Source organism: Dyella sp. (genome assembly GCF_036746095.1).
Classification (GTDB): domain Bacteria; phylum Pseudomonadota; class Gammaproteobacteria; order Xanthomonadales; family Rhodanobacteraceae; genus Dyella_B.
Genome location: NZ_DAIOEU010000010.1, coordinates 92,306 through 111,948 on the forward strand (window position 1 = coordinate 92,306; position 19,643 = coordinate 111,948).

The window sequence follows — 19,643 nt, forward strand, 5'->3', positions numbered from 1 at the left end:
TCGACCCTCAGGCACGTCGGCGAAGCAGTCACCCTACCCATGCGCCTCGCAAGGGGAAATCATGCCAAATCCGTCTGACTGCCGCACCTGCTGTTCATGGCAACGCAACAATCCGTTTCTGTCTCTGCGCTGGCGGAGCCATAACGTTTCCGCCAGACTTCCGGAATGAACCGCCTACGGCTCGCCCTGCTGCTGCTCGCGTCATGTTTCGGCTGCATGTCGGTGCAGCCCGCCCACGCGGCCCCCGATAGCTACCGCTACGACACAGTGCACAGCCAGATCATCTTCAGCATCGACCACGATGGGTTCTCGCGCCCGCTCGGGCGACTGCATATCGCCCAGGGCACGCTGCGCTTTGACCCTGATGACTGGTCCAAATCCAGTACCGAGCTGGATATCGACATGCGCGATGTAGACATGGGCGATGCAGCCTGGAACGAAGCGGTGTGCAAAGCCTCGCTGCTCGATTGCAAGACGTACCCGAGCGCGCACTTCGTCAGCACCGCGGTGGAACGCAAGGACGATACGCACGGCGTGCTGCACGGCACGCTCACCCTGCACGGCGTGAGCCAGCCGGTCGACCTCCCGTTTCGCGTCAACCGCATCGGCAAGACGATCTACGGCTTGCACACCGTGGCTGGTTTTTCCGCCACCGCCGCGCTCGATCGCACGACGTTCGGCATCAACGGCTTTCCCCGTGCCATCGGCCGCGGCGTCGCGGTCTGGCTGGAACTGGAAGGCATACGCGACAGTTCCAGCAACAACAAGGTGCATCCATGAGTTTGCGCAGCAATGGTCATCAGTGGGGTTCGGTGGCCAAGCTTTTCCATTGGATCGTCGCCCTGGGCATCCTCGGCAACGGCATATGGGGCTTGCTGATGACCGGCATGGCGCCGTCGATAAACAAGATCAACATCTACGCGCTGCACAAATCGATCGGCCTGACGGTGCTGGCGCTGTTCGCGCTGCGCCTGGCGTGGCGCTTGTATGACGGCGCGCCGCCGGACGAACCCATGCCGCGTTGGCAGCGCGTCATGGCGCATGCCACGCACGCCGTGCTGTACGGATTCATTCTGGCCATGCCGTTGAGCGGGTGGCTGTTCAATTCATTGCACGGTTATCCGCTGCAATGGTTCAAGCTGTTCAACCTGCCGGCGCTGGCGGCGAAGAACGACGATCTTTCGCAGCTCGCCGGCGAAGTGCACGAATGGCTGTTTTACCTGCTGCTGCTGGTGCTGGTGGGACACGTCGGCGCGGCATTGAAACATCATTTCTTCGAACAGGACAACGTATTGCGGCGCATGCTGCCGTTCGCACGCGTGCGCCAAGGCAAGACCACTTCAGGAGGACTCACATGAACATCCGCACTTCTTCCATTGCCGTGCTGCTCGCCCTGGCCATGCCATGCATCGCCAATGCTGCCGACTACAACGTGCAACCCGGCAGCACGCTGGGTTTCACCAGCAATTTCCAGGGCAGCAACTTCGATGGCCATTTCACCAAATGGACGGCCGCCATCAGCTATGACGCGACGAAGCTGGCCTCGTCGAAATTCGATGTGACGGTCGACCTTGCTACCGTCAAGACCGGCGACAAGGACCGTGACGGTGCGCTGCCCGGAGCGGATTTCTTCAACGTCGCGAAATATCCGCAAGCGCACTTCGTCACCACGGCATTTCACCAGCAAGGCAGCCAGGTCATTGCCGATGGCATGTTGACGCTGCGCGGAGTCACCAAGCCGGTGAGCTTGAACGTGGCATTCAAACCGCAAAAAGGCAACGGCGCCACGCTGGATGTCACCGGCACGGTGAAGCGGCTGGACTTCGGCGTGGGCGGCGGACAGTACGCGGATACGTCGGTGATCGGGCCGGACGTGAAGGTGATGGCGCATCTGGTGCTGAGCGCCAAGTAACGAGCCCGGCGTTATTCCCTACGGTCGTCATTGCCGCGAAAGGGGGAATGACGACCGTGCGGGTCTTGGGTGGCGGCCATCCAATTTGTCAGTGCCGCCGCATCGAACGGCCAATCCAACTCGCGCCCATCGCGCAGGTCGCGCAACACCGGCACACGCGTACCGTAGCGGCTTTCCAGATCTTCGCTGTCGTCCACCCACACGCTGTCGAAATCCGGCACGCGCGCCTCGGCCAAGACGGCCAGTGCGAGGTCGCACAAATGGCAGTAATCGCGTTGATAGAGCACGAAATCGACCATACGTGCGCTTGCAGAATGCCCCGGTGGAAACGCCCGCGTAGAATAGCCGGTTCATCCCCTCTCCACAGCGTCCCCCATGGCCGTCAGCGCTTTCGACATCTTCAAGATCGGCATTGGCCCGTCTTCCTCTCACACGGTCGGTCCCATGCGCGCGGCGGCGCGTTTCTCGGAACGCTGGCTGGAAGAAAAAGGCGTGCTCGATCGCGTCGTCCGCGTGCGTGCGGAGCTGTACGGCTCGCTGGCCATGACCGGCCGCGGGCACGGCACCGACAAGGCCGTGATTCTCGGCTTTGAAGGCGAGCATCCGGATACGGTCGATCCCGACATGATTCCGGAAATCCTCAAGCGCGTGCGAACCAACCATCGCATTCGTGTGCTGGGCAAGCAGGAGATCGATTTCGACGAAAAGCGCGACCTGGTGTTCAACAAGCGCCAGAAACTGCCGTTCCACACCAACGGCATGCGCTTCACCGCCTATGACGCTGATGGCAATGAATTGGCCACGCGCGATTATTACTCGGTGGGCGGCGGCTTCGTGGTCAACCACGATGAAGCAGCAGAAGACCGCATCGTCGCTGACACCACCGAGCAGCCCTACCCGTTCCACACCGGCGACCAACTGCTGGCCTTGTGCGAGCAGCATGGCCTGACCATTCCGCAGTTGATGATGGAAAACGAAAAAGTCTGGCGCAGCGAAGCGGACATACGCGCTGGCCTGCTGATCATCTGGAAAGCCATGCAAGGTTGCGTCGAGCGCGGCCTGCGCTCGCCAGGCACGCTGCCCGGCGGCCTCAAGGTGGCACGCCGCGCACCGGCGATGGCGACGGAGCTGCGCAACCAGCCCGAGGCGTCGCTCAAGGATCCACTCACCATCCTCGACTGGGTGAACCTCTACGCACTGGCGGTGAACGAGGAAAACGCCGCCGGCGGACGCGTGGTGACGGCACCGACCAATGGGGCCGCAGGCATCGTCCCCGCCGTGCTGCATTACTACCACCGCTTCTGCCCGAAATCCGACGAGCATGGCGTGGTGGATTTTCTGCTCACCGCCGCGGCAATCGGCATTCTCTACAAAGAGAACGCATCCATCTCCGGTGCCGAAGTCGGTTGCCAGGGTGAAGTAGGTGTCGCATGTTCCATGGCCGCCGGCGGTCTTACGGCAGCCCTGGGCGGCAGCATTCACCAGATCGAAAACGCCGCCGAAATCGGCATGGAACACAACCTCGGCCTCACCTGCGACCCGATCGGCGGCCTGGTGCAGATCCCCTGCATCGAACGCAACGCGATGGGTGCCGTCAAAGCCATCAACGCCAGTCGCATGGCTTTGAAGAGCGACGGCAAGCATCGCGTATCGCTGGACAAGGTGATCAAGACCATGCGCGATACGGGCTTGGATATGAAGGACAAGTACAAGGAAACGTCGCGCGGTGGCTTGGCGGTCAACGTAATCGAGTGTTGAGCTTTGCTCCCTCCCCTGCTTGCAGGGGAGGGAGCCGGACCCGTCATTCATCGCTCGAAGACGATGCTCGCAATCGCGCCATTGGCATCGGTGCGCGGCCTCATCGAGACATCCCAGCCGTAGAGGTCGCACAGGCGTCGAACGATCGCCAAGCCCAGGCCGGCGCCGCTGCCGCCAGCGCCTTCGCCGCGCACGCCGCGCTGGAACAGACGTTCGGCATCTTCGGGCTTGATGCCGGGGCCGGTATCGATGATATCGATGCGGCCTTTTTCTACCTGCACGGTAACGCGGCCTTCCAGCGTGTATTTGATGGCGTTGCCGATAAGGTTGGTAAGCGCCACCGACAAAACCGACGCGGGTGCGTTGACGGTGACCGAATCGTGTTGCAGCAATTCGACCTCGATGGGCTTATCGCGAATCTGCGGTCGCTGGCTCTCGATAACGTCCGCCGCCACTTTCGCGATATCGGTGATTTCACCGCGCGTCGGACCGCGCCGTTCGGCACGCGATAGCAGCAAGAGTGCTTCAATCAGCTCGGTCGCCTGGCGCGAAGCGCGTTCGATGCGCTTCAAGCGTTCGCGCAGTTTGTCGGTAAGGTCGGGCGAACCTTGCAGCAGTTCGGTAGTGCTGGAGATCACGGCCAGCGGCGTACGCAATTCATGGCTGACGTCGGAATTGAATTCGCGATCGCGTTCGACCATTGCGGTAAGACGCGTGGAGTACTCGTCGAGCGCTTGGGCAAGCTCGCCCACTTCGTCATCGGCAAAATGCGGCGCCAGCGGTTCGGCCCGGCCTGCCTTGCGGAAATCACGCAGGCGCCTTGCGAGTTCGGTAACTGGCTTGAGTACTTTGCGCGAGAGCCACATACCGATCGCCAGCGACAGCAGACTGAATAAGATGACCGAGGCCACCAACGATGTGATGAGTTGGCGCTTGCCAATATCTTCGCGACTAATGTCATAGCGAATGAATCCGATAACCCCGTCTTTTCGCCGCACTGCAAGCTTGTAATGCCGAATACGTCCACTGTCATCGGACTCATACATATCATGGACGCCCGTACTTAGATTCTGCCAAGCAAGCGGCATCTTATAGAGCGTGCGATCACTCTTGATCCAGGCCTTGACCAGTTCGGATACAACAGGTTGGCTAGGATTCTCGATAGTCTTATTGACCGCCTGATCGACGTCGGCCTGGAGCGCAGCTGCGACTAATTGATCCTCAACTTTTGCCCGCACATACAACGAAGCCACGGCAAACAGCGCGCTGAGGCCGAAACCAAACAGCGCGAACGAGATCAACAGGCGGAAACGCAGCTTACGCCTGGACTGCATCCGGATCGACCATGCGGTAACCGATGCCGTGTCGGGTATGGATCAACGCCTTTTCGAACGGCTTGTCGATCGCGGCGCGCAGGCCATGGATATGCACACGCAGGCTGTCGCTGTCGGGCAGTTCCTCGCCCCACACCTTCTGCTCCAGGTCCTGGCGCGTGACCACCGAAGGACTGGCCTCCATCAGCGCCTGCAACAGCTTCAAGCCGATCGGGTTGAGCTGGATGGACTTGCCGTCGCGGGTCACCGTGAGGGTGTCCAGGTTGTAGGTCAGGTCAGCCACCTTCAGCACCCGGCTCTGCGGGCCCTTGCCGCGGCGCGCCAGCACCTCCAGGCGCGCGGCCAGTTCCTGCAGGGCGAAGGGCTTGGTCATGTAGTCGTCCGCGCCCGACTCGAAGCCGGTGAGCTTCTGCTCCAGCGCGTCGCGGGCGGTCAACATCAGTACCGGCGTCTGCTTGTGCGCTTCATGACGCAGCTTGCGCGCTACATCCAGGCCATCCATGCCGGGCAAGGTCAGGTCGAGCACGATGACGTCGAAGTCGTGGACGACGGCCAGATGCAGGCCGGTCACGCCATCTCCGGCGAAATCCACCACATGACCGCGATCTTCCAGATAATCGCCAATGTTGGTGGCGATATCGCTGTTATCTTCAATCACTAGAACGCGCATGCGTTTCTCCGCTACGCAACCGGCGCACCGGTCGGGACATCGCCAAGCTTAACGAGAGTGCGGCGCAAATGTTAAGCGCCATGCTGAATGCCGATAGTCGAAGGAGGTCCAGGCAAAGAAAAAGCCCGGATACCGCGACCGTTCGCCGCTGCACCCGGGCTGAAGCTACTGCCCCGATACCGTCGTCTGCTGTCGCACTTGCGATTGAAGTAGCGGGCAAACAAACAGTGGTGCCTTTATAGGGGCGAGGCGGTTACGTGGCAGTTAACCCATGCTCACTGCTTGGTTAATGCGCCTGCACATTCACGGCCGTGCTGTATCCGTGAAGGCCACAGGAGCAAGCATGCTGGGATTTCATCCCAGGCTACGCACGCTTGGATGCCTTGGCGACGTGCCGTTCCAGGTGCCGGATGATGTGATCGGCCACGTTGACAGCCGATGCCGCCTCAATGCCCTCCAGGCCCGGCGATGCGTTGACCTCCAGCACCAACGGACCGCGCTTGGAGCGCAAGAGATCAACTCCGGCAATACCCAGCCCCAGCGCTTCGGCGGCATCCACTGCAATACGCCTCTCCGCCGGAGTCAACTTGGCGGCCACGGCGGTACCGCCACGGTGCAGGTTGGCGCGGAATTCCCCGGCCACCGCATCGCGTTGCATGGCCGCCACCACCTGCCCGCCGACCACGAAGCAGCGCAGGTCGCTGCCCTTGGCCTCGGCGATGAACTCCTGCACCAGGAAGTTGGCATACAGGCCGCGGAATGCCTCCACCACGCTTTGCGAAGCGCTGCGTTTTTCCGCCAGCACCACGCCGGTACCCTGGCTGCCTTCGTTGAGCTTGATCACATGCGGGGGGTCGCCCAGCATGTCGAGCACGTCGGTGGTGTCGTCCGGGTTGTCACCAAAGACCGTCACCGGCATGTCCAGGCCTTTGGCGGCAAGAATCTGCAGGCAACGCAATTTGTCGCGCGCACGCAGCACGGCATCGGAGGAATTGGGGGTATACACGCCCATCATTTCGAGCTGGCGCAATACCGCCGTGCCATAGAACGTGCTCGATGTGCCGATGCGCGGAATCGCCGCATCGATATCGTGCAGGGCTTTGCCCTTGTAACGGATCTCCACTTCACCCGGCGCAATGCGCACGTAGCAGCGCAGTGGATCGAGCACGCGCACGACATGGCCACGCTCGCGCGCCACTTCGACCAGGCGCTGGGTCGAATACAGCCGCGCATTACGTGAGAGGATGGCGATTTTCATGGCTGGTATGTGTATGCGCGGGTTTGGGCAGGGTATAGGAAAGGGCGGGGTCGACCTTGAAGCGCCCGATCAAGGCGGTGCGCCCCAATAGCATAGGAAACAGCATGTGCCGGCGATCCGTCAGGTTTATGTCAACTTCGAAACGCTCGCCGGCCAGCATCACTTCGGTACGGATAAACCAGCGCTCGCTGCGCCCGCCGCCGGTGTCGACCACCACCCGCCGGTCGCACGCCGGTGCTTCGCACTGCACCTGGCGCGCCGAGCGGCGACCGAGGCCCACCATGAAGCGCAGCCAGGTCTGTGCATCACGGCTGAAGGTTTCCAACTCGTCCACGTGCAGTGAACTGCTGCGCGCGCCGGTATCGAGCTTGACCTTGAGAGAGGTGATGCCGAACTGCGGCAATGCCAAGCGTTCCCGCCAACCGAGGGTGATTATGTCCGCCATGTCAGCTCACGCTGTTAGGTTGGAAAATCTCGGTGGGGACCGGAGAGGGAGGGTTGGAGCGGATGAAGGGAGTAGAACTCCATCTCCCGCATAGCCCTTGCCAATGCTCATTTTTCTCGGCAAGAACCCGCAAACATCGATACCTGAAACGATACCCTGCAAGGGTAACATTGGGCTCGTGGCGAATACCATCCTGCGTCGGCGAGGTTACAAGCGGGTGCATTCCGGGTAACCTCGTGCGCAGGGAAAATCAGGGGAACGAAATGGCCATTCTTGGAAGGCATAGGCGCGTGCGGCAGTGGATAGGGATGTTGCTTTTCTTGCTAACCTGCGGGGTTTTGCATGCCCAACAGCAAGGCACCGTCACCTATGTCTACACCGACCCGCAGGGCACTCCGCTTGCGGAGGCCGATGCCCACGGCAACATCACCGCGACCTACGACTACACCCCCTACGGCACCATTGCTCTAGGCACGCCCACAGCGGGACCCGGGTATACCGGCCATGTGGCAGACCCCGAGACCAATCTGGTCTACATGCAGGCGCGTTATTACGACGCCGCCACCGGTCACTTCCTCAGCGCGGACCCCATTGGCCCGGCGGCAGGAAATACCTTCAACTTCAACCGATACGCTTACGTCAACAACAATCCGGTCAATCACATTGACCCGAACGGAAAATGCTTGGAAGACGGTTGCATCGGGGAAGCGGCCATTGCCTGCGCAGCCGCCCCCGCATGCAGCCGGGCGGTCATGGCAGCCGGCGCGGCCACTATCGCATTCTTCACCGTTCGGGCCGTCCATAACACGACCACGACCACCACGCAGAACAACAACTCCGATGTCCCCTTGCCTACACCAGCTCCAGGGACGGCGCCCGCCCCCACGACCGACGCTCCTAAAGACTCGCAACGGCCCAGCAAAACCCCCAATGACGGCGAGCCGGGTTCAACTTATAAAAACCCGGGAAGCGGCCAGGAACGGGAATACGGGCCCGATGGTAAGCCGAGCAAGGACATTGATTACGATCATGACCACGGACAAGGCACCCCACATGTCCATGAGTGGGGGCGTGACCCAAATGGCAATCCAGTCCGCGGCCCGGGACGAGCTCCTAATCCGCAAACCGAGCCTCATATAGCTCCGCCAAATCCCCCTCCACCGAGCACGCCGCCACCTAGCTCGTCTCCATAATCGCCGACAGACAACGCATGAGTTACGAACAAATCAACGGTTACCACGACGCTGCCTTGAAGGGTATTGAGGCTGGTGAGGCGCCACGCAGCTTGGCCCTGTCATTTGTCCTCGAGGATGGACAGCAGAAAACTCTAACGCTGCATGGCTGTGAAATATTTCGAATCAATGATTTTGTAAATCAGAATGTGGTTTCCAGGCTCCTGCTTTTCCGTGGTTCCGAAATCGATACCGCCATGGTCGCAGAGAAACTACAGTGGGCATCGAGCCAATCAGACACCCACTCGTTTCTAAAGCCAGAAAGACTGGATGAACTGCTTGCAAAAATAAAAGCCGGCGCGCTTTCTTTGCTGGTGCTCGAGCCAAGCTGGGGGGCTGAAGTGGCAGCCTTATTTACCCATATGTCCAGTTGATGCCGAAGTTCACCTACGACAATATTGTTCGAGTCTGCGGCAATCCCCGACACACATAACCACCCCCAGTTCCTTTGGTTGAACGTCAAACGCACCAGCTGAAGCGTCCTCGTTGATTCGAGCCAGTTAGAAGTAGAGTTCCCATGGATCGCCTCGGAAAGCGAATTGAATCGCTTAACCGGGTGTCCGTGGAAGAAGGGCAAGATCAGAAGCACAACGGCAACGGTCACGGGCACGGATCAACCGCACTCCGCGACCAGAACTCCGCCCGAGACGATGAGCCACCACCCTGCCCGACCTCGGCGGGGATGACAATGTGGGTCGGTAGCGGACAGCTTGGTCATTCGAACGGAGCCGACAGCGGTTACCATTAGACACGATCTTCCAAACCACCACTCTTCTTGCGGGATATGAGTGCAAATCGTCTCCATTAGGCTACGAAACCACATGAAACCTGCCAGCTCCCGCACCGCACCTTCAAACTCATGCCGCACGCTGGTCATTGCGGTGGGACTGCTCTTGGCTGGCTATGCACGAACCGGATCCGCTTCGGAAGGCTGGGAAGTATTCGACGGACCTTCTTCGGGCAATGATCTAGTGCGTGTTTGCTTGGTCCGCCATGATGGCCGCTGGGCGGAAGGGGACAGCAACCATCCGAGCAAATGTCGTGAGATGCTCGTCGCCGCGACAGATACTCATACCCTGTGGCCTGACCAATCGTTTTACCTTGCGCGTCAGAAGACAGTTGGTTACGGCGCAACGGAATACAACTCTGATCTTTTCAAGTTCAAATTATCCGTAGAAAACGATCCTGATCTCACGGCGGCTGTCCTTGCAGCCTTTGCCCAGTCAGGGGCAGAAGAGAGGCTGGACGTTCAGGCTGCAAATGCAACAGCGTCATGCTCGGCACGATATGCGCAAGCCGCGACGATCGAGGAGGTGCAAGACGTAGACAAGACCTGCCATGCCTACGCAGGAACGGCAGGGCGTGAGGCATACAACAAAGCCCTTGGTCGACAAGAGGCCGCCCAAGAAACCGGGAGAGAAGCACTGGTTGAGCGAACCCAGCCGAAGTGCTCGACTGTTCGCATATCCGGGATCGTCGTTGGTGCCGAGCCCCAAGCGCTAGATGGCCTTGGCCATTCATCCAGTGCGGCAGACATCATTGCACGCCATCCTTTGCAATGCGGCCCGAGCGGGTTCACACAGACGTTCGTCTGTAAGGGCGCGACGGTATTGACCAACCAAGCAGCCCACATCATCGCTTGGTCAGATACCAGTTATCAGGTTGCAACCCCCGTAGATCTGACGAATGGACGCAAGGACGCTTTGCTTTATGTGAGCCGGGCGGACGCAACGTGCCAAGACGCCACGAAGCCGTCACTAGACTTCTCCACAAATCTCCAAAATTTCCTCAGGCACTACAACGCCAACCGCTGATTGCGCGTTGCCTTCAAAGCCAAGGATGACCTACAAGTGACGCAAACAAAGATGACTGACCTGTTGGCGCCGAACCGCGAAGGGTTCAACAAAGACCCCGGAGGCTACGCCGCATTGGCGTGGATGCGTTGGGCCATTGCTCAGAACATGGCTGGACTTCCCGTCGATCCGACACAGCCACCGAAAGCCGAAGATCTGAAAGACCCCATTCTTTGGCTGACCCAAGCTCAGGCTCTTTCTGTCTCAGCCGTCACGTTGGCAAAGCACCAACCAGCATTCAGCGAGATGCCGCTTCCTGTTCGCGGGGTCTGCGATAGCCAATACTGTGCGATCGTCCTGATGCTTGTGGGTTTCAGCCTCGAAGTCAGCCTAAAAGCTATGATCATCATCCGCGATGGAGTGGATGCATTCATGAAAATGGAGAGCAAACACCTCCACCATCGACTGAGCGAACTGGCCGCTTTCATCCCAGATCTTTCGGCCAAGGACCACGGCATTTTGAAAATGCTGACGCACTTTGTTTACTGGGCAGGGCGTTATCCCGATCCGGGCACCAAGCGACACGACGATATGGAAGATGTCTTCACATTGGCAGAAACCCATCAAATCTCCGCACATGACGTGTTCGATCTTGCCGGGCGGGTCTTGGGCCATGTCCGCGCATTGGTCCCGGACGACTAATCGGCAATAACAAGGGCAAGGGCAAGTGAGGGCAGAGTTGATGCTTCTTCTAGAAGGCTTGCACTAATGGATACTTCGAGCGGTCGAGCCTAATCGATGGGACGGCAAGTTATATTTTTCCTGGACTACTGCGACCGCCTTTTGAAGAACTTCGAGATATTGGCTTTCGAGTGGCGGCTCCGGCTCAATCCACCAGTTGTTTTCGCCGGGAGCGGGGAAAAAATTTTGGCGGATATGGAAGTCCGGGACCGAGGCTCCGGGAGGAGCCATATTTTTGTAGGTCACAATAATTTTTAGCTTTAACTGGCCGTCAGGCAGTTCGTCACGGCGGATTGGGCTGCTCACAGATGAAACTCCTTCTGTCATTGATGTGAGCCTAATTATGTGCGTCACGACCGAGGGGAGTGGTAGCGCTTCAACCCGTCCATGCCGGCCCGGCCGGCGGGCGGCCTTCGGCCCTTGGGCGCACGTCCTGCGCGCCTAGCCGCTTTCGCGGCGGGTTTAGCGGAGGAAGGAGCAGGCTACAAGGCGAGCCTTGTGCATCATGGATGACCTACGCCGGATCGAGCCCTGAGGCTGCATGTTACTTCGCCCCCTTACGTCTGCCTTTGCCGTCATCACCTTTACGGGTTGGACTTACTACTTTTTCCGCAAAAACCACGTCATCTGAGGGGCTTGCGCATTCGGCGTTTTCCGCTATGAAAATGGGAGGCCCGAGGTGCATCTGCTCCAAGGGCTGCGCGATCATTGCTAGGCGTCCCTGGAATGCACAACTACCCCAGTCCCGGTTCTCGATGGTCAGCCCTTCACTGGGCAGCGCGCGGCTACCTACCTCTCCCGGAGCTGTATAGGACGGGTTTTAAGCAGGGTCTGACGGTTAGCCACTGTCGGGCGAATGAACCCAAGGCCGCAAACCCAGAGAAACCCCGGCAGCCAAACGACCGGGCGCACGGACGGGGGCAGCAGCGGCGACGCTGTGAACCGTGCTAGTGGTGGGCCGTCGCACTGGCTCATCACCACCGCCAGCCAAAACACCGGCGCTTTAATCGGCGGCCTGCGATTTCAAGCATTGAGACGTTTAGACGTCCAAATACCCTGCAATGGGTAGGGGCAGCGCCGCTCGCAACCCACGGCGAACGCCGGGGGCTTCCTTCGCCGAAGGGTGCTGCGCACCCGAGGAGCCCGACGCGCCGGGCCGAAGGCCCACGCAAGCGCGAAGGGGGTTGCGCGAAGGCGGAGCGCGCCAGCGCGGAGCCGGAGCGACGAGGGCGTGGGGGTGGCGGTTCCACCCCCACAGGGGCGCAGCCCCCGCCAAGGCGCGCAATCGCGCGGCGGATGGGGTGGGCAAACGCAGGGCGCTTGGATGCGGCGCCCAGCCCGGACTGCGCCTTTCATCCGCATTTCCCGCCCCCACCCCAAAAAGCCAGAGCAAAAGCTGAGCCCAAGAGCGCTTACGGGGCGGCTACGCCGCCCGTTCCACGATATGCGCGGCGTGGCATTGCCACGCCAGGCGCCTCAACGCTTGGATTTCTTGCTTTGGCGTCCTGCACGAGCAGCCACCGCATCCGCCCGTGCCCGTTTCTTCTTCAACTCGGCAAACGCATTGGCAAACTGGCCCGGCGCATAGGTCGCCAGCGTCGGCACGGCAAACTGAGCCACGATGGTGTCCACGTGTTGCTTGCGCACCTGCACAGTTTTGCGGCGGATGTAGTGCTGCCCCAACACGGTGGCCGACTGGTGCCCGGTCAACGCACCGATTTGTGCCTCAGTCAACCCCACGCCATCGCCAGCGTCGGCAAAGGTGTGCCGGAACGAATGAAAGACCAGAGCGGGATCCGTGAGACCAGCAGCGCGCGTGTAACCACGGTTGAACCATTTGGATACTTTGTCGCCGGGGCCGTTTTTCGCTGCCCATGAGCCGTCAGGAAACACACGATCAAAACCAGCGGCGCGAACGTCGGCGACGTAGCCCAGGAAGCCCAAGGCCAGCACCGCCGACGCCACCGGGACGAACCGCTGGCTCTGGGGATTTTTCAATGGCCCGGCTTGGTAGTTGATATCCCCGCCCCAGATGCCATCCACTTCATGCACGTCAATCAGACGCAGTTGCGCCAGTTCGCGGAGCCTCGCCCCCGTGTGCAACGCCAGCACCGGCAACCAGAAATAGGACGAGTCACTGGCGGTTGATGCGCGCAACTGCGGCGCAAAGAGTGCCGCCAACTCCGACTTGGTGAAACCGCGCCGGGTCAGCGTGGCCTTTGGGGCCTTGGTCTGCAAACGCACCCCCGACAACGGGTTGTGCGTCATTTCATGCCGCTGCACGGCCCAGGTGAAAAACTTGCGCACGTTGTCCAAGTGCTTGTCCTTGGTGCGCACGTTGATGCCGGGCGGCTTTTCTTTCTTGGCCTTCCTTAGGATGTCGCGGGTGCTCAGCGATTTCTATTCCGGGCGCACCCGTGCGCGGGCCGGCCACAGCGCCAGCGCTTCACGCAAGGCATCGACATCCTCCACGCCAACCTCAGACATGGATTTGCCAGTTCCCACCATGTCCACGAACAGGCCTAGTGTTGCCACGGTTTCATGCAAGGTGGGGTGCCGGGTTCTTTTCATTGAATTGCACCGGGAACAGATCGCGGGCCTCGCCCAGTGTTCTGGCAGCTTTGGCCGTCGGTGCCGAAGCGGTCGGTCGGCCCATGCGGTCATGCAACTCCATGACGCGAAGGTGATCCTCCTCGGTGTCTGCATGGATGTGCAGCGAACCATCCGCGCGTTGCTCGTAGGAATAGGAGGCATCCAAGATCGCCTCACCCGGAGGATGTGGTCGACGGGACCCAATCCACGCATCCACTGCCTCGTTGAAGTCCTGCGCAAGTTCGCCACGCGCAATCAATCCATCCGCAAAAATGCGCACCTTGGACAGGTAGCGCTCCCACGTTTCCAAGCCAATCGGCTCTGCCTTGGCGCGCTCCGCCCGGATGACCACTTCTTGCGGGGTCCGGCATCCCGGGGACAATGCTGCATCGTCTCAGCAAAGGCGTTCACATCGGCGGCGGAAAGCTCCGCCAGCGGCTTGTCGCCCACCCATGCCAGGAACAGACGAAGGTAACGACCCGCACTAGGGCGCGATTTCAAATAGACGGCTATACGTTCGCCAAGGGTGGCGGAAGAAATGGCAGGCGCTCCATGCTTCATCTGGTTTTTCATCCTGGCAAACCGATGCGCAAGATCATAGCCGAGCCGCGCGGCTTCCAAGCGCGCGGCATCGCCGCGCAGGCCACCGAGGGAGCGCACGATGTAGTTGGAACCCACGGCAGCGCGCAGCATCAAGGGCACCCAGTAGCGGACATAGAGCCCGCTGGGCCGACGCAAAAGTAGCGGCTTGGGCATGAAAACAGTCCCTCAAACGATACCTATCCGAGGTATGAATGAGGCAACCTTTCCGCTCTATAACTTCACTTGGAACAGTGAGTTATGCCTTGCTCACGGCAAGAATGGAGCGGGTGAAGGGAATCGAACCCTCGTCAGTAGCTTGGGAAGCTACAGCTCTACCATTGAGCTACACCCGCAATGCCGGGCGATGGTAACCGGCGGATGCGGCTTTGGGAATCCTGGACACGTCCCGCTTTTTCATGCCCGTGCAAAGTTGCGATCGACCGGCAATGATGCCGCCTGGCTAAACCGCCGGCAACGGCCATCGTGGCCCTAAGCGGCCGCTCATAATCCCTGCGCAAGATGATCAGCACATACAGGGATTGATAGCGGGGCGCGACCGTTTCGCGTGCATCAAATGGAGTGATCTATGCGTGGGCTCAATGGTGTTGTGTCACAGGCGCGCGGGTGGCGCGCCTTGCTGGCCGTTTTGCTGCTATGCACGGGCATGGCCTTCGCCCAGGCCGACGATAGCCAAGCCCAAGCCGATGCCACCGACCCGCCCGCACGTGCCGCGCGTCTTTCCTATGTTTCTGGCGACCTGGGCCTGATGCCGGCAGGCAGTACCGAATGGGCGGCCGCCGACGTGAACCGCCCGCTGACCAATGGCGACAAGCTATCCAGCGGCCCCGACGCACGCGCCGAACTGGAACTGGGTGGCGCGGCCTTGCGCATCAGCAATCAGACCGATCTCGGCATACTGAACTTCAACGACCAGATCGGCCAGTTCGAGCTGACGCAGGGCACGCTGAGCATTACCGTGCGCAGCGTCGACCAAGGCGCCAGCTATGAAGTCGACACGCCAACCATGGCCTTGGTGATCAACCAGCCCGGCACGTTCCGGGTCGACGTGGGCACCAACGGCAACGGCAGCAGCGTGACCGTGTTCGACGGCGGCGGCATCGTCTACGGCGAGAACAACGCCCAGCGCGAAGTATTCAGTGGGCGCAGCTATCAGTTCGGCGATTCCACGTTGAGCGACATGACGGTCAGCGACATCCAGGGACGCGATGAATTCGACGCCTGGAGCAATGATCGCGACGCGCAATACGCCAGCAGCAACAGCACGCAGTACGTATCACCCGACGTCGTCGGCTCGCAGGACCTGAATCAGTACGGCGATTGGCAACAGGACGAAGACTACGGCGCCGTGTGGTATCCCACCACCGTGGCGGCCGGCTGGGCTCCTTATAGCCTCGGCCACTGGGTATGGATCGGCCCGTGGGGTTGGACCTGGGTGGATTCCATGCCGTGGGGCTTCGCGCCTTACCACTACGGCCGCTGGGTCTATCTGCATCGCCGTTGGGGTTGGGTCCCCTGCCCGCCGCGCGTACGGCCGGTGTACGCGCCCGCCTTGGTCGCCTTTGTCGGTATCGGCCGGGGCGGCCCGGTGGGCTGGTTCCCGCTCGGTCCGCACGAGGTGTACAACCCGTGGTATCGCGCATCGCGCAACTACTACACCAACGTCAATCTCACCAATATCCGGATCGGCCGCACCATCAACCGGGAAACGGTGGTCAACAACATCCACAACCAATACGGTTTCTATCGCGAGGGCCGGGCGGTCACCGGCGTGAACTATGTCAACCGCGATGTGCCGCACGCCTTCACCGCGGTCTCCGCACAGGCGTTTGCCAGCGCACGAAACGTGCACGCCGATCAGGTACGCATGAACCCGCAACAATTTGCTCACGCGTCGGTGGTTGCGGCGGCACCGGTGCAGCGTCCCTCATCGGCCAGCTTCGGTCAGCCGCGCGCTGCGAACACACGGCCTTTGCCGGCGGCAGGCTTCAATCGGCCGGTGGTGGCCGTGCGCGCACCCGCCGCCAACGTCGCGCCGGCAGGTGAAGTCCATGCGCCGCTGCGCTCCAACGTTCGTGTATTGAACGTGCAGCCGCAGAATACGCCGCGCGTCGTCTCGGGACAGGCCTTCCCCCGCTACGGAGCGCCCGCTCAGCCGCAAGCCGCACCGCGCCCGGCCGAACCGGCGCTGCCGCAAGTGCCGCACTTCGCGCCGGCCCAGCAGGTTCAGCGGATGCAGCAAGCGCCGCGCTATACCCCGGAGCAACCTCAGGAACGACAGGCGCCTCGCTACGAGCCGCAGCGGCCCGAAGTGCAGCAAGCACCGCGCTACATACCGCAGCAGCCGTCGATACAGCAGCAGCAAGAACGCGAGCGGCAGATCGAGCAGGAGCGCTTCGATGCCGCGCAGCGCGCGCATCAATATGTGCCACGCCAGCAGGCGCCGCGCGAGGTGCAGCCCAATCCCTCCTATATGCCGCAGCAGCGTCCGTATCAGCCACCGCCGCAATACGCGCGTCCGGAAATGGCGCGGCCCGCTGAGCAACCTCATCCGCAGAGTGCGCCGCATCCTGCACATGCGCCGCCACCGGGCCGAAACGACAATCAGCACTAGCGCTTTCCAACCGGAACGCCGCGGATCACCGCGGCGTTCCGTCAACGCCCAAGCGGGATAAAGCACAGGGGCGGCGCTACAATGCCTGGATGCAGATCACCCTCAACGGCCACCCGCACGACTGCGGCGACAACCTCTCGGTCACCCAACTCCTGCACGAGGCCGGTTATGCCGGCCGGCGCGTAGCCGTGGAGGTGAATCACGAGATCGTGCCGCGCAGCCAACACGACGCCTATGCATTGCGTCATGGCGACAAGGTGGAAATCGTCCACGCCATCGGCGGCGGCTGAGTTCGCCCCCAAGCGGTTCCTAGCATGAACATCAAGACTCACGACACCACTGACGCCCTGGTCATCGCCGGCAAGACCTATCGCTCGCGCCTGCTCACCGGCACCGGCAAATACAAGGATCTGGACGAAACCCGCCGCGCCACCCTGGCCGCCGGCGCCGAGATCGTCACCGCTGCGATCCGCCGCGTGAACCTCGGGCAAGACCCCAATGCTCCGAATCTGCTCGATGCCTTGCCGCCGGGCGAATTCACCCTGCTGCCCAACACGGCCGGTTGCTACAACGCGGTGGACGCCGTGCGCACCTGCCGCCTGGCGCGCGAGCTGCTGGATGGCCACAACCTGGTCAAACTGGAAGTGCTGGGCGACGAACGCACGCTGTTCCCCGACGTGGTGGAAACCCTCAAGGCTGCCGAGCAATTGGTGGCCGACGGTTTCGACGTGATGGTCTACACCAGCGACGATCCGATCCTGGCCAAGAAACTGGAACAGATCGGCTGCGTGGCGGTAATGCCGCTGGCCGCGCCGATCGGCTCGGGCTTGGGGATCCAGAACAAGTACAACCTGCTGGAAATCATCGAGAACGCAAAGGTGCCGATCATCGTCGACGCCGGCGTGGGCACGGCCTCCGATGCGGCCATTGCGATGGAGCTGGGTTGCGATGGCGTGCTGATGAATACCGCCATCGCCGGCGCGAAAGACCCGGTGCTGATGGCGCATGCGATGAAGCTGGCGATCGAGGCAGGACGCGCGGCGTACCGTGCGGGAAGGATTCCGCGCAAGCGGTTTGCGTCGGCATCGAGCCCGATCGATGGGACGATTGGTTGATGCAGGAGAGCCCTCCGGGGAGAGGGGGTGGGGTGAGGGACCATGGCTTGCCTCAGCCTTCAATAGAACCGCGCTTCGATTTTCTTTCACCGCAAGATTCTCCCCTCACCCAGCCATCTCCCCGAAGGGGAGAGGGGGTCAGATTTCCGCATGACCGAAACTCACGACGACAATCACCACCTCCGCCGCATCCGCAGCTTCGTCCTGCGCGAAGGCCGCATGACGCCGGCCCAGCAACGCGCCTTCGAAACGCACTGGGCACGCTTCGGCATCGACTACACCGGCACCGCCCAGGACTTCGACGCGCGGTTCGGCCGCCATGCCCCACGCGTGCTGGAAATCGGCTTCGGCAACGGCGAAGCCCTGGCCTGGGCGAGCGAACATGACCTGGCGCGTGACTACCTCGGCGTGGAAGTGCATGGACCGGGCGTTGGGCGCCTGATGAATGCCCTCGCCGCACGCGATGCCTCCAATGTCCGCCTCTACAAGCACGATGCGGTGGAAGTGCTGGAGCATGAGATCGCCCCCGGTACGCTGGCCGAAGTGCGGATCTGGTTTCCCGATCCCTGGCACAAGAAGCGCCACAACAAGCGGCGCATCGTGCAGCCCCCGTTCGTCGCCTTGCTTGCTTCGCGCGTGGCGCCAAATGGCCTGCTGCACTTGGCCACCGACTGGGAGCCCTATGCCCAGCACATGCTCGAAGTGATGGAAGCCGCACCCGATTGGCGTAACGGCCTAGGGCCCGGGCAGTTTGCCGAGAAACCTGCGTGGCGCATCGAGACCCACTTCGAGCGGCGCGGCCTGAAGCTCGGCCACGGCGTGTGGGACCTGCTCTATCGCCGTAATTGGGCGTAGTTGGGTTAGCGCCGCGTCACCCAACATTTTCGGAGCGACTTGTTGGGCTACGCCGCGCTAACCCAACCTACTCACCTGCAAGCATGCGAATGTGCGGCCACGGTTCACCAGTCATCCCGCATGCACGCTTATACTTCCGCGCTAAACAGGGACGAGTCACCGCGTGAAGCCACTGTTGCCCCATCGCATCCAAGCCTTCCAAGCGCCCGATAGGGACGACCCGTAGTGGCGCTCACCCTTACCCCGGAAATGATCCTGGTGCTGGGGCTGGTGTGCTTCACCATGCTGATGCTGGTGCTGGAGTGGATCCGCGCCGACATGGTGGCGCTGCTGGTAGTGGTGGTCATCGGCCTCACCGGGCTGATTCCTTCCGATCGCGTCTTCAACGGCTTCGCCGGCAACGCCGTGATCGCCATCATCGCCATCATGATCATGGGTGCCGGGCTCGACCGCGCCGGTGTGCTTGGCCTTACCGCGCAGTTCGTGATGCGCATGGCGCGCGGCAAGGAATCGCGGCTCGGCCTGGTCATCAACTCCGTGACCAGCCTGTTCAGTGCGGTGATTCCCAGCCAGGCGCTGGCCGCCCTGATGATTCCCGTCACCAGCCGCCTTTCCGCGCGCACTGGCGTGCCAATCTCGCGCCTGCTGCTGCCGATGGCGTTCTGCATTCTCACCGCCACCAACACCACGCTGATCGCGAACTCACCGCTGATCGTGCTCAACG

Annotated in this window: 23 protein-coding genes and 1 tRNA gene; 13 read left to right on the top strand and 11 right to left on the bottom strand. The window is 61.3% G+C overall.

The window, feature by feature from the left end; all coding sequences use genetic code 11:
• The first annotated feature begins 165 nt into the window (after positions 1-165).
• The 3 genes from V7M64_RS07005 to V7M64_RS07015 are packed head-to-tail and all read left to right on the top strand — an operon-like array spanning position 166 to position 1,912.
• On the top strand, positions 166-780 hold the full coding sequence (locus V7M64_RS07005; RefSeq protein WP_333678072.1) for a YceI family protein: 615 nt from the start codon (positions 166-168) through the stop codon (positions 778-780).
• Complete coding sequence (locus tag V7M64_RS07010) at positions 777-1,358, top strand: cytochrome b (RefSeq protein WP_333678073.1); 582 nt, start codon at positions 777-779, stop codon at positions 1,356-1,358. Before V7M64_RS07005 ends, V7M64_RS07010 begins: the two co-directional genes overlap by 4 nt.
• Positions 1,355-1,912 carry a YceI family protein gene (locus V7M64_RS07015; RefSeq protein ID WP_333678074.1) on the top strand — a complete coding sequence of 186 codons (558 nt, stop codon included), beginning with the start codon at positions 1,355-1,357 and terminating at the stop codon, positions 1,910-1,912. Before V7M64_RS07010 ends, V7M64_RS07015 begins: the two co-directional genes overlap by 4 nt.
• 11 nt (positions 1,913-1,923) lie before the next feature.
• On the opposite strand, the gene V7M64_RS07020 is transcribed toward V7M64_RS07015, so the two are convergent.
• On the bottom strand, positions 1,924-2,211 hold the full coding sequence (locus tag V7M64_RS07020; RefSeq protein WP_333678075.1) for a glutaredoxin family protein: 288 nt from the start codon (positions 2,209-2,211) through the stop codon (positions 1,924-1,926).
• A gap of 76 nt (positions 2,212-2,287) precedes the next feature.
• On the opposite strand from V7M64_RS07020, the gene V7M64_RS07025 reads away from it, so the two are divergent.
• Positions 2,288-3,670, top strand: coding sequence for an L-serine ammonia-lyase (locus V7M64_RS07025; RefSeq protein WP_333678076.1), 1,383 nt, complete (start codon positions 2,288-2,290; stop codon positions 3,668-3,670).
• Between the two features lie 47 nt (positions 3,671-3,717).
• On the opposite strand, the gene V7M64_RS07030 is transcribed toward V7M64_RS07025, so the two are convergent.
• The 4 genes from V7M64_RS07030 to V7M64_RS07045 all read right to left on the bottom strand — a co-directional run bounded on the left by V7M64_RS07030 (position 3,718) and on the right by V7M64_RS07045 (position 7,377).
• The gene (locus V7M64_RS07030) at positions 3,718-5,004 is read right to left on the bottom strand and encodes a HAMP domain-containing sensor histidine kinase (RefSeq protein ID WP_333678077.1); all 1,287 of its coding nucleotides are present in this window, start codon (positions 5,002-5,004) and stop codon (positions 3,718-3,720) included.
• A complete protein-coding gene (locus V7M64_RS07035; protein WP_115494911.1) occupies positions 4,988-5,674 on the bottom strand; it encodes a response regulator transcription factor in 687 nt (228 codons plus the stop codon). Before V7M64_RS07035 ends, V7M64_RS07030 begins: the two co-directional genes overlap by 17 nt.
• 364 nt (positions 5,675-6,038) lie before the next feature.
• On the bottom strand, positions 6,039-6,932 hold the full coding sequence (gene rimK, locus V7M64_RS07040; protein WP_333678084.1) for a 30S ribosomal protein S6--L-glutamate ligase: 894 nt from the start codon (positions 6,930-6,932) through the stop codon (positions 6,039-6,041).
• Complete coding sequence (locus V7M64_RS07045) at positions 6,907-7,377, bottom strand: RimK/LysX family protein (RefSeq protein WP_333678086.1); 471 nt, start codon at positions 7,375-7,377, stop codon at positions 6,907-6,909. The genes rimK and V7M64_RS07045 overlap by 26 nt, the downstream gene beginning before the upstream one ends.
• 308 nt (positions 7,378-7,685) lie before the next feature.
• Here V7M64_RS07045 and V7M64_RS07050 point away from each other — a divergent pair, with 308 nt between their 5' ends.
• From V7M64_RS07050 to V7M64_RS07065, 4 genes are all read left to right on the top strand, one after another.
• The gene (locus V7M64_RS07050) at positions 7,686-8,570 is read left to right on the top strand and encodes an RHS repeat-associated core domain-containing protein (protein ID WP_333678088.1); all 885 of its coding nucleotides are present in this window, start codon (positions 7,686-7,688) and stop codon (positions 8,568-8,570) included.
• Between the two features lie 17 nt (positions 8,571-8,587).
• Positions 8,588-8,983: a hypothetical protein gene (locus V7M64_RS07055; RefSeq protein ID WP_333678090.1), complete on the top strand. Its 396-nt coding sequence runs from the start codon at positions 8,588-8,590 to the stop codon at positions 8,981-8,983.
• Positions 8,984-9,430: 447 nt separating this feature from the next.
• Positions 9,431-10,423 (top strand): hypothetical protein, encoded by a 993-nt coding sequence (locus V7M64_RS07060; RefSeq protein WP_333678092.1) that lies wholly within the window; start codon positions 9,431-9,433, stop codon positions 10,421-10,423.
• A 51-nt stretch (positions 10,424-10,474) separates the two neighbouring features.
• The gene (locus V7M64_RS07065; protein WP_333678094.1) at positions 10,475-11,104 is read left to right on the top strand and encodes a hypothetical protein; all 630 of its coding nucleotides are present in this window, start codon (positions 10,475-10,477) and stop codon (positions 11,102-11,104) included.
• 63 nt (positions 11,105-11,167) lie between these two features.
• Here the strand turns inward: V7M64_RS07065 and V7M64_RS07070 are convergent, their stop codons facing one another.
• From V7M64_RS07070 to V7M64_RS07095, 6 genes are all read right to left on the bottom strand, one after another.
• A complete protein-coding gene (locus V7M64_RS07070; RefSeq protein ID WP_333678095.1) occupies positions 11,168-11,449 on the bottom strand; it encodes a hypothetical protein in 282 nt (93 codons plus the stop codon).
• A 1,170-nt stretch (positions 11,450-12,619) separates the two neighbouring features.
• Positions 12,620-13,480: a site-specific integrase gene (locus V7M64_RS07075; RefSeq protein WP_333678097.1), complete on the bottom strand. Its 861-nt coding sequence runs from the start codon at positions 13,478-13,480 to the stop codon at positions 12,620-12,622.
• Positions 13,481-13,543: 63 nt separating this feature from the next.
• The gene (locus V7M64_RS07080) at positions 13,544-13,678 is read right to left on the bottom strand and encodes a hypothetical protein (protein WP_333678098.1); all 135 of its coding nucleotides are present in this window, start codon (positions 13,676-13,678) and stop codon (positions 13,544-13,546) included.
• A 4-nt stretch (positions 13,679-13,682) separates the two neighbouring features.
• The gene (locus tag V7M64_RS07085; protein WP_333678100.1) at positions 13,683-13,901 is read right to left on the bottom strand and encodes a hypothetical protein; all 219 of its coding nucleotides are present in this window, start codon (positions 13,899-13,901) and stop codon (positions 13,683-13,685) included.
• Positions 13,902-13,990: 89 nt separating this feature from the next.
• Positions 13,991-14,491: a hypothetical protein gene (locus tag V7M64_RS07090; protein WP_333678102.1), complete on the bottom strand. Its 501-nt coding sequence runs from the start codon at positions 14,489-14,491 to the stop codon at positions 13,991-13,993.
• Positions 14,492-14,596: 105 nt separating this feature from the next.
• Positions 14,597-14,670 (bottom strand) — tRNA-Gly (locus V7M64_RS07095).
• 233 nt (positions 14,671-14,903) lie between these two features.
• Here V7M64_RS07095 and V7M64_RS07100 point away from each other — a divergent pair.
• The 5 genes from V7M64_RS07100 to V7M64_RS07120 form a co-directional block, all read left to right on the top strand.
• The gene (locus tag V7M64_RS07100) at positions 14,904-16,949 is read left to right on the top strand and encodes a DUF6600 domain-containing protein (protein ID WP_333678104.1); all 2,046 of its coding nucleotides are present in this window, start codon (positions 14,904-14,906) and stop codon (positions 16,947-16,949) included.
• Positions 16,950-17,038: 89 nt separating this feature from the next.
• A complete protein-coding gene (gene thiS, locus V7M64_RS07105) occupies positions 17,039-17,239 on the top strand; it encodes a sulfur carrier protein ThiS (RefSeq protein ID WP_333678106.1) in 201 nt (66 codons plus the stop codon).
• A 24-nt stretch (positions 17,240-17,263) separates the two neighbouring features.
• Positions 17,264-18,064 carry a thiazole synthase gene (locus V7M64_RS07110; protein WP_333678108.1) on the top strand — a complete coding sequence of 267 codons (801 nt, stop codon included), beginning with the start codon at positions 17,264-17,266 and terminating at the stop codon, positions 18,062-18,064.
• A 150-nt stretch (positions 18,065-18,214) separates the two neighbouring features.
• Positions 18,215-18,919, top strand: coding sequence for a tRNA (guanosine(46)-N7)-methyltransferase TrmB (gene trmB, locus V7M64_RS07115; protein WP_333678110.1), 705 nt, complete (start codon positions 18,215-18,217; stop codon positions 18,917-18,919).
• Between the two features lie 249 nt (positions 18,920-19,168).
• Positions 19,169-19,643: SLC13 family permease (locus V7M64_RS07120; protein ID WP_333678114.1), on the top strand; the 475-nt coding region annotated here is incomplete at its 3' end.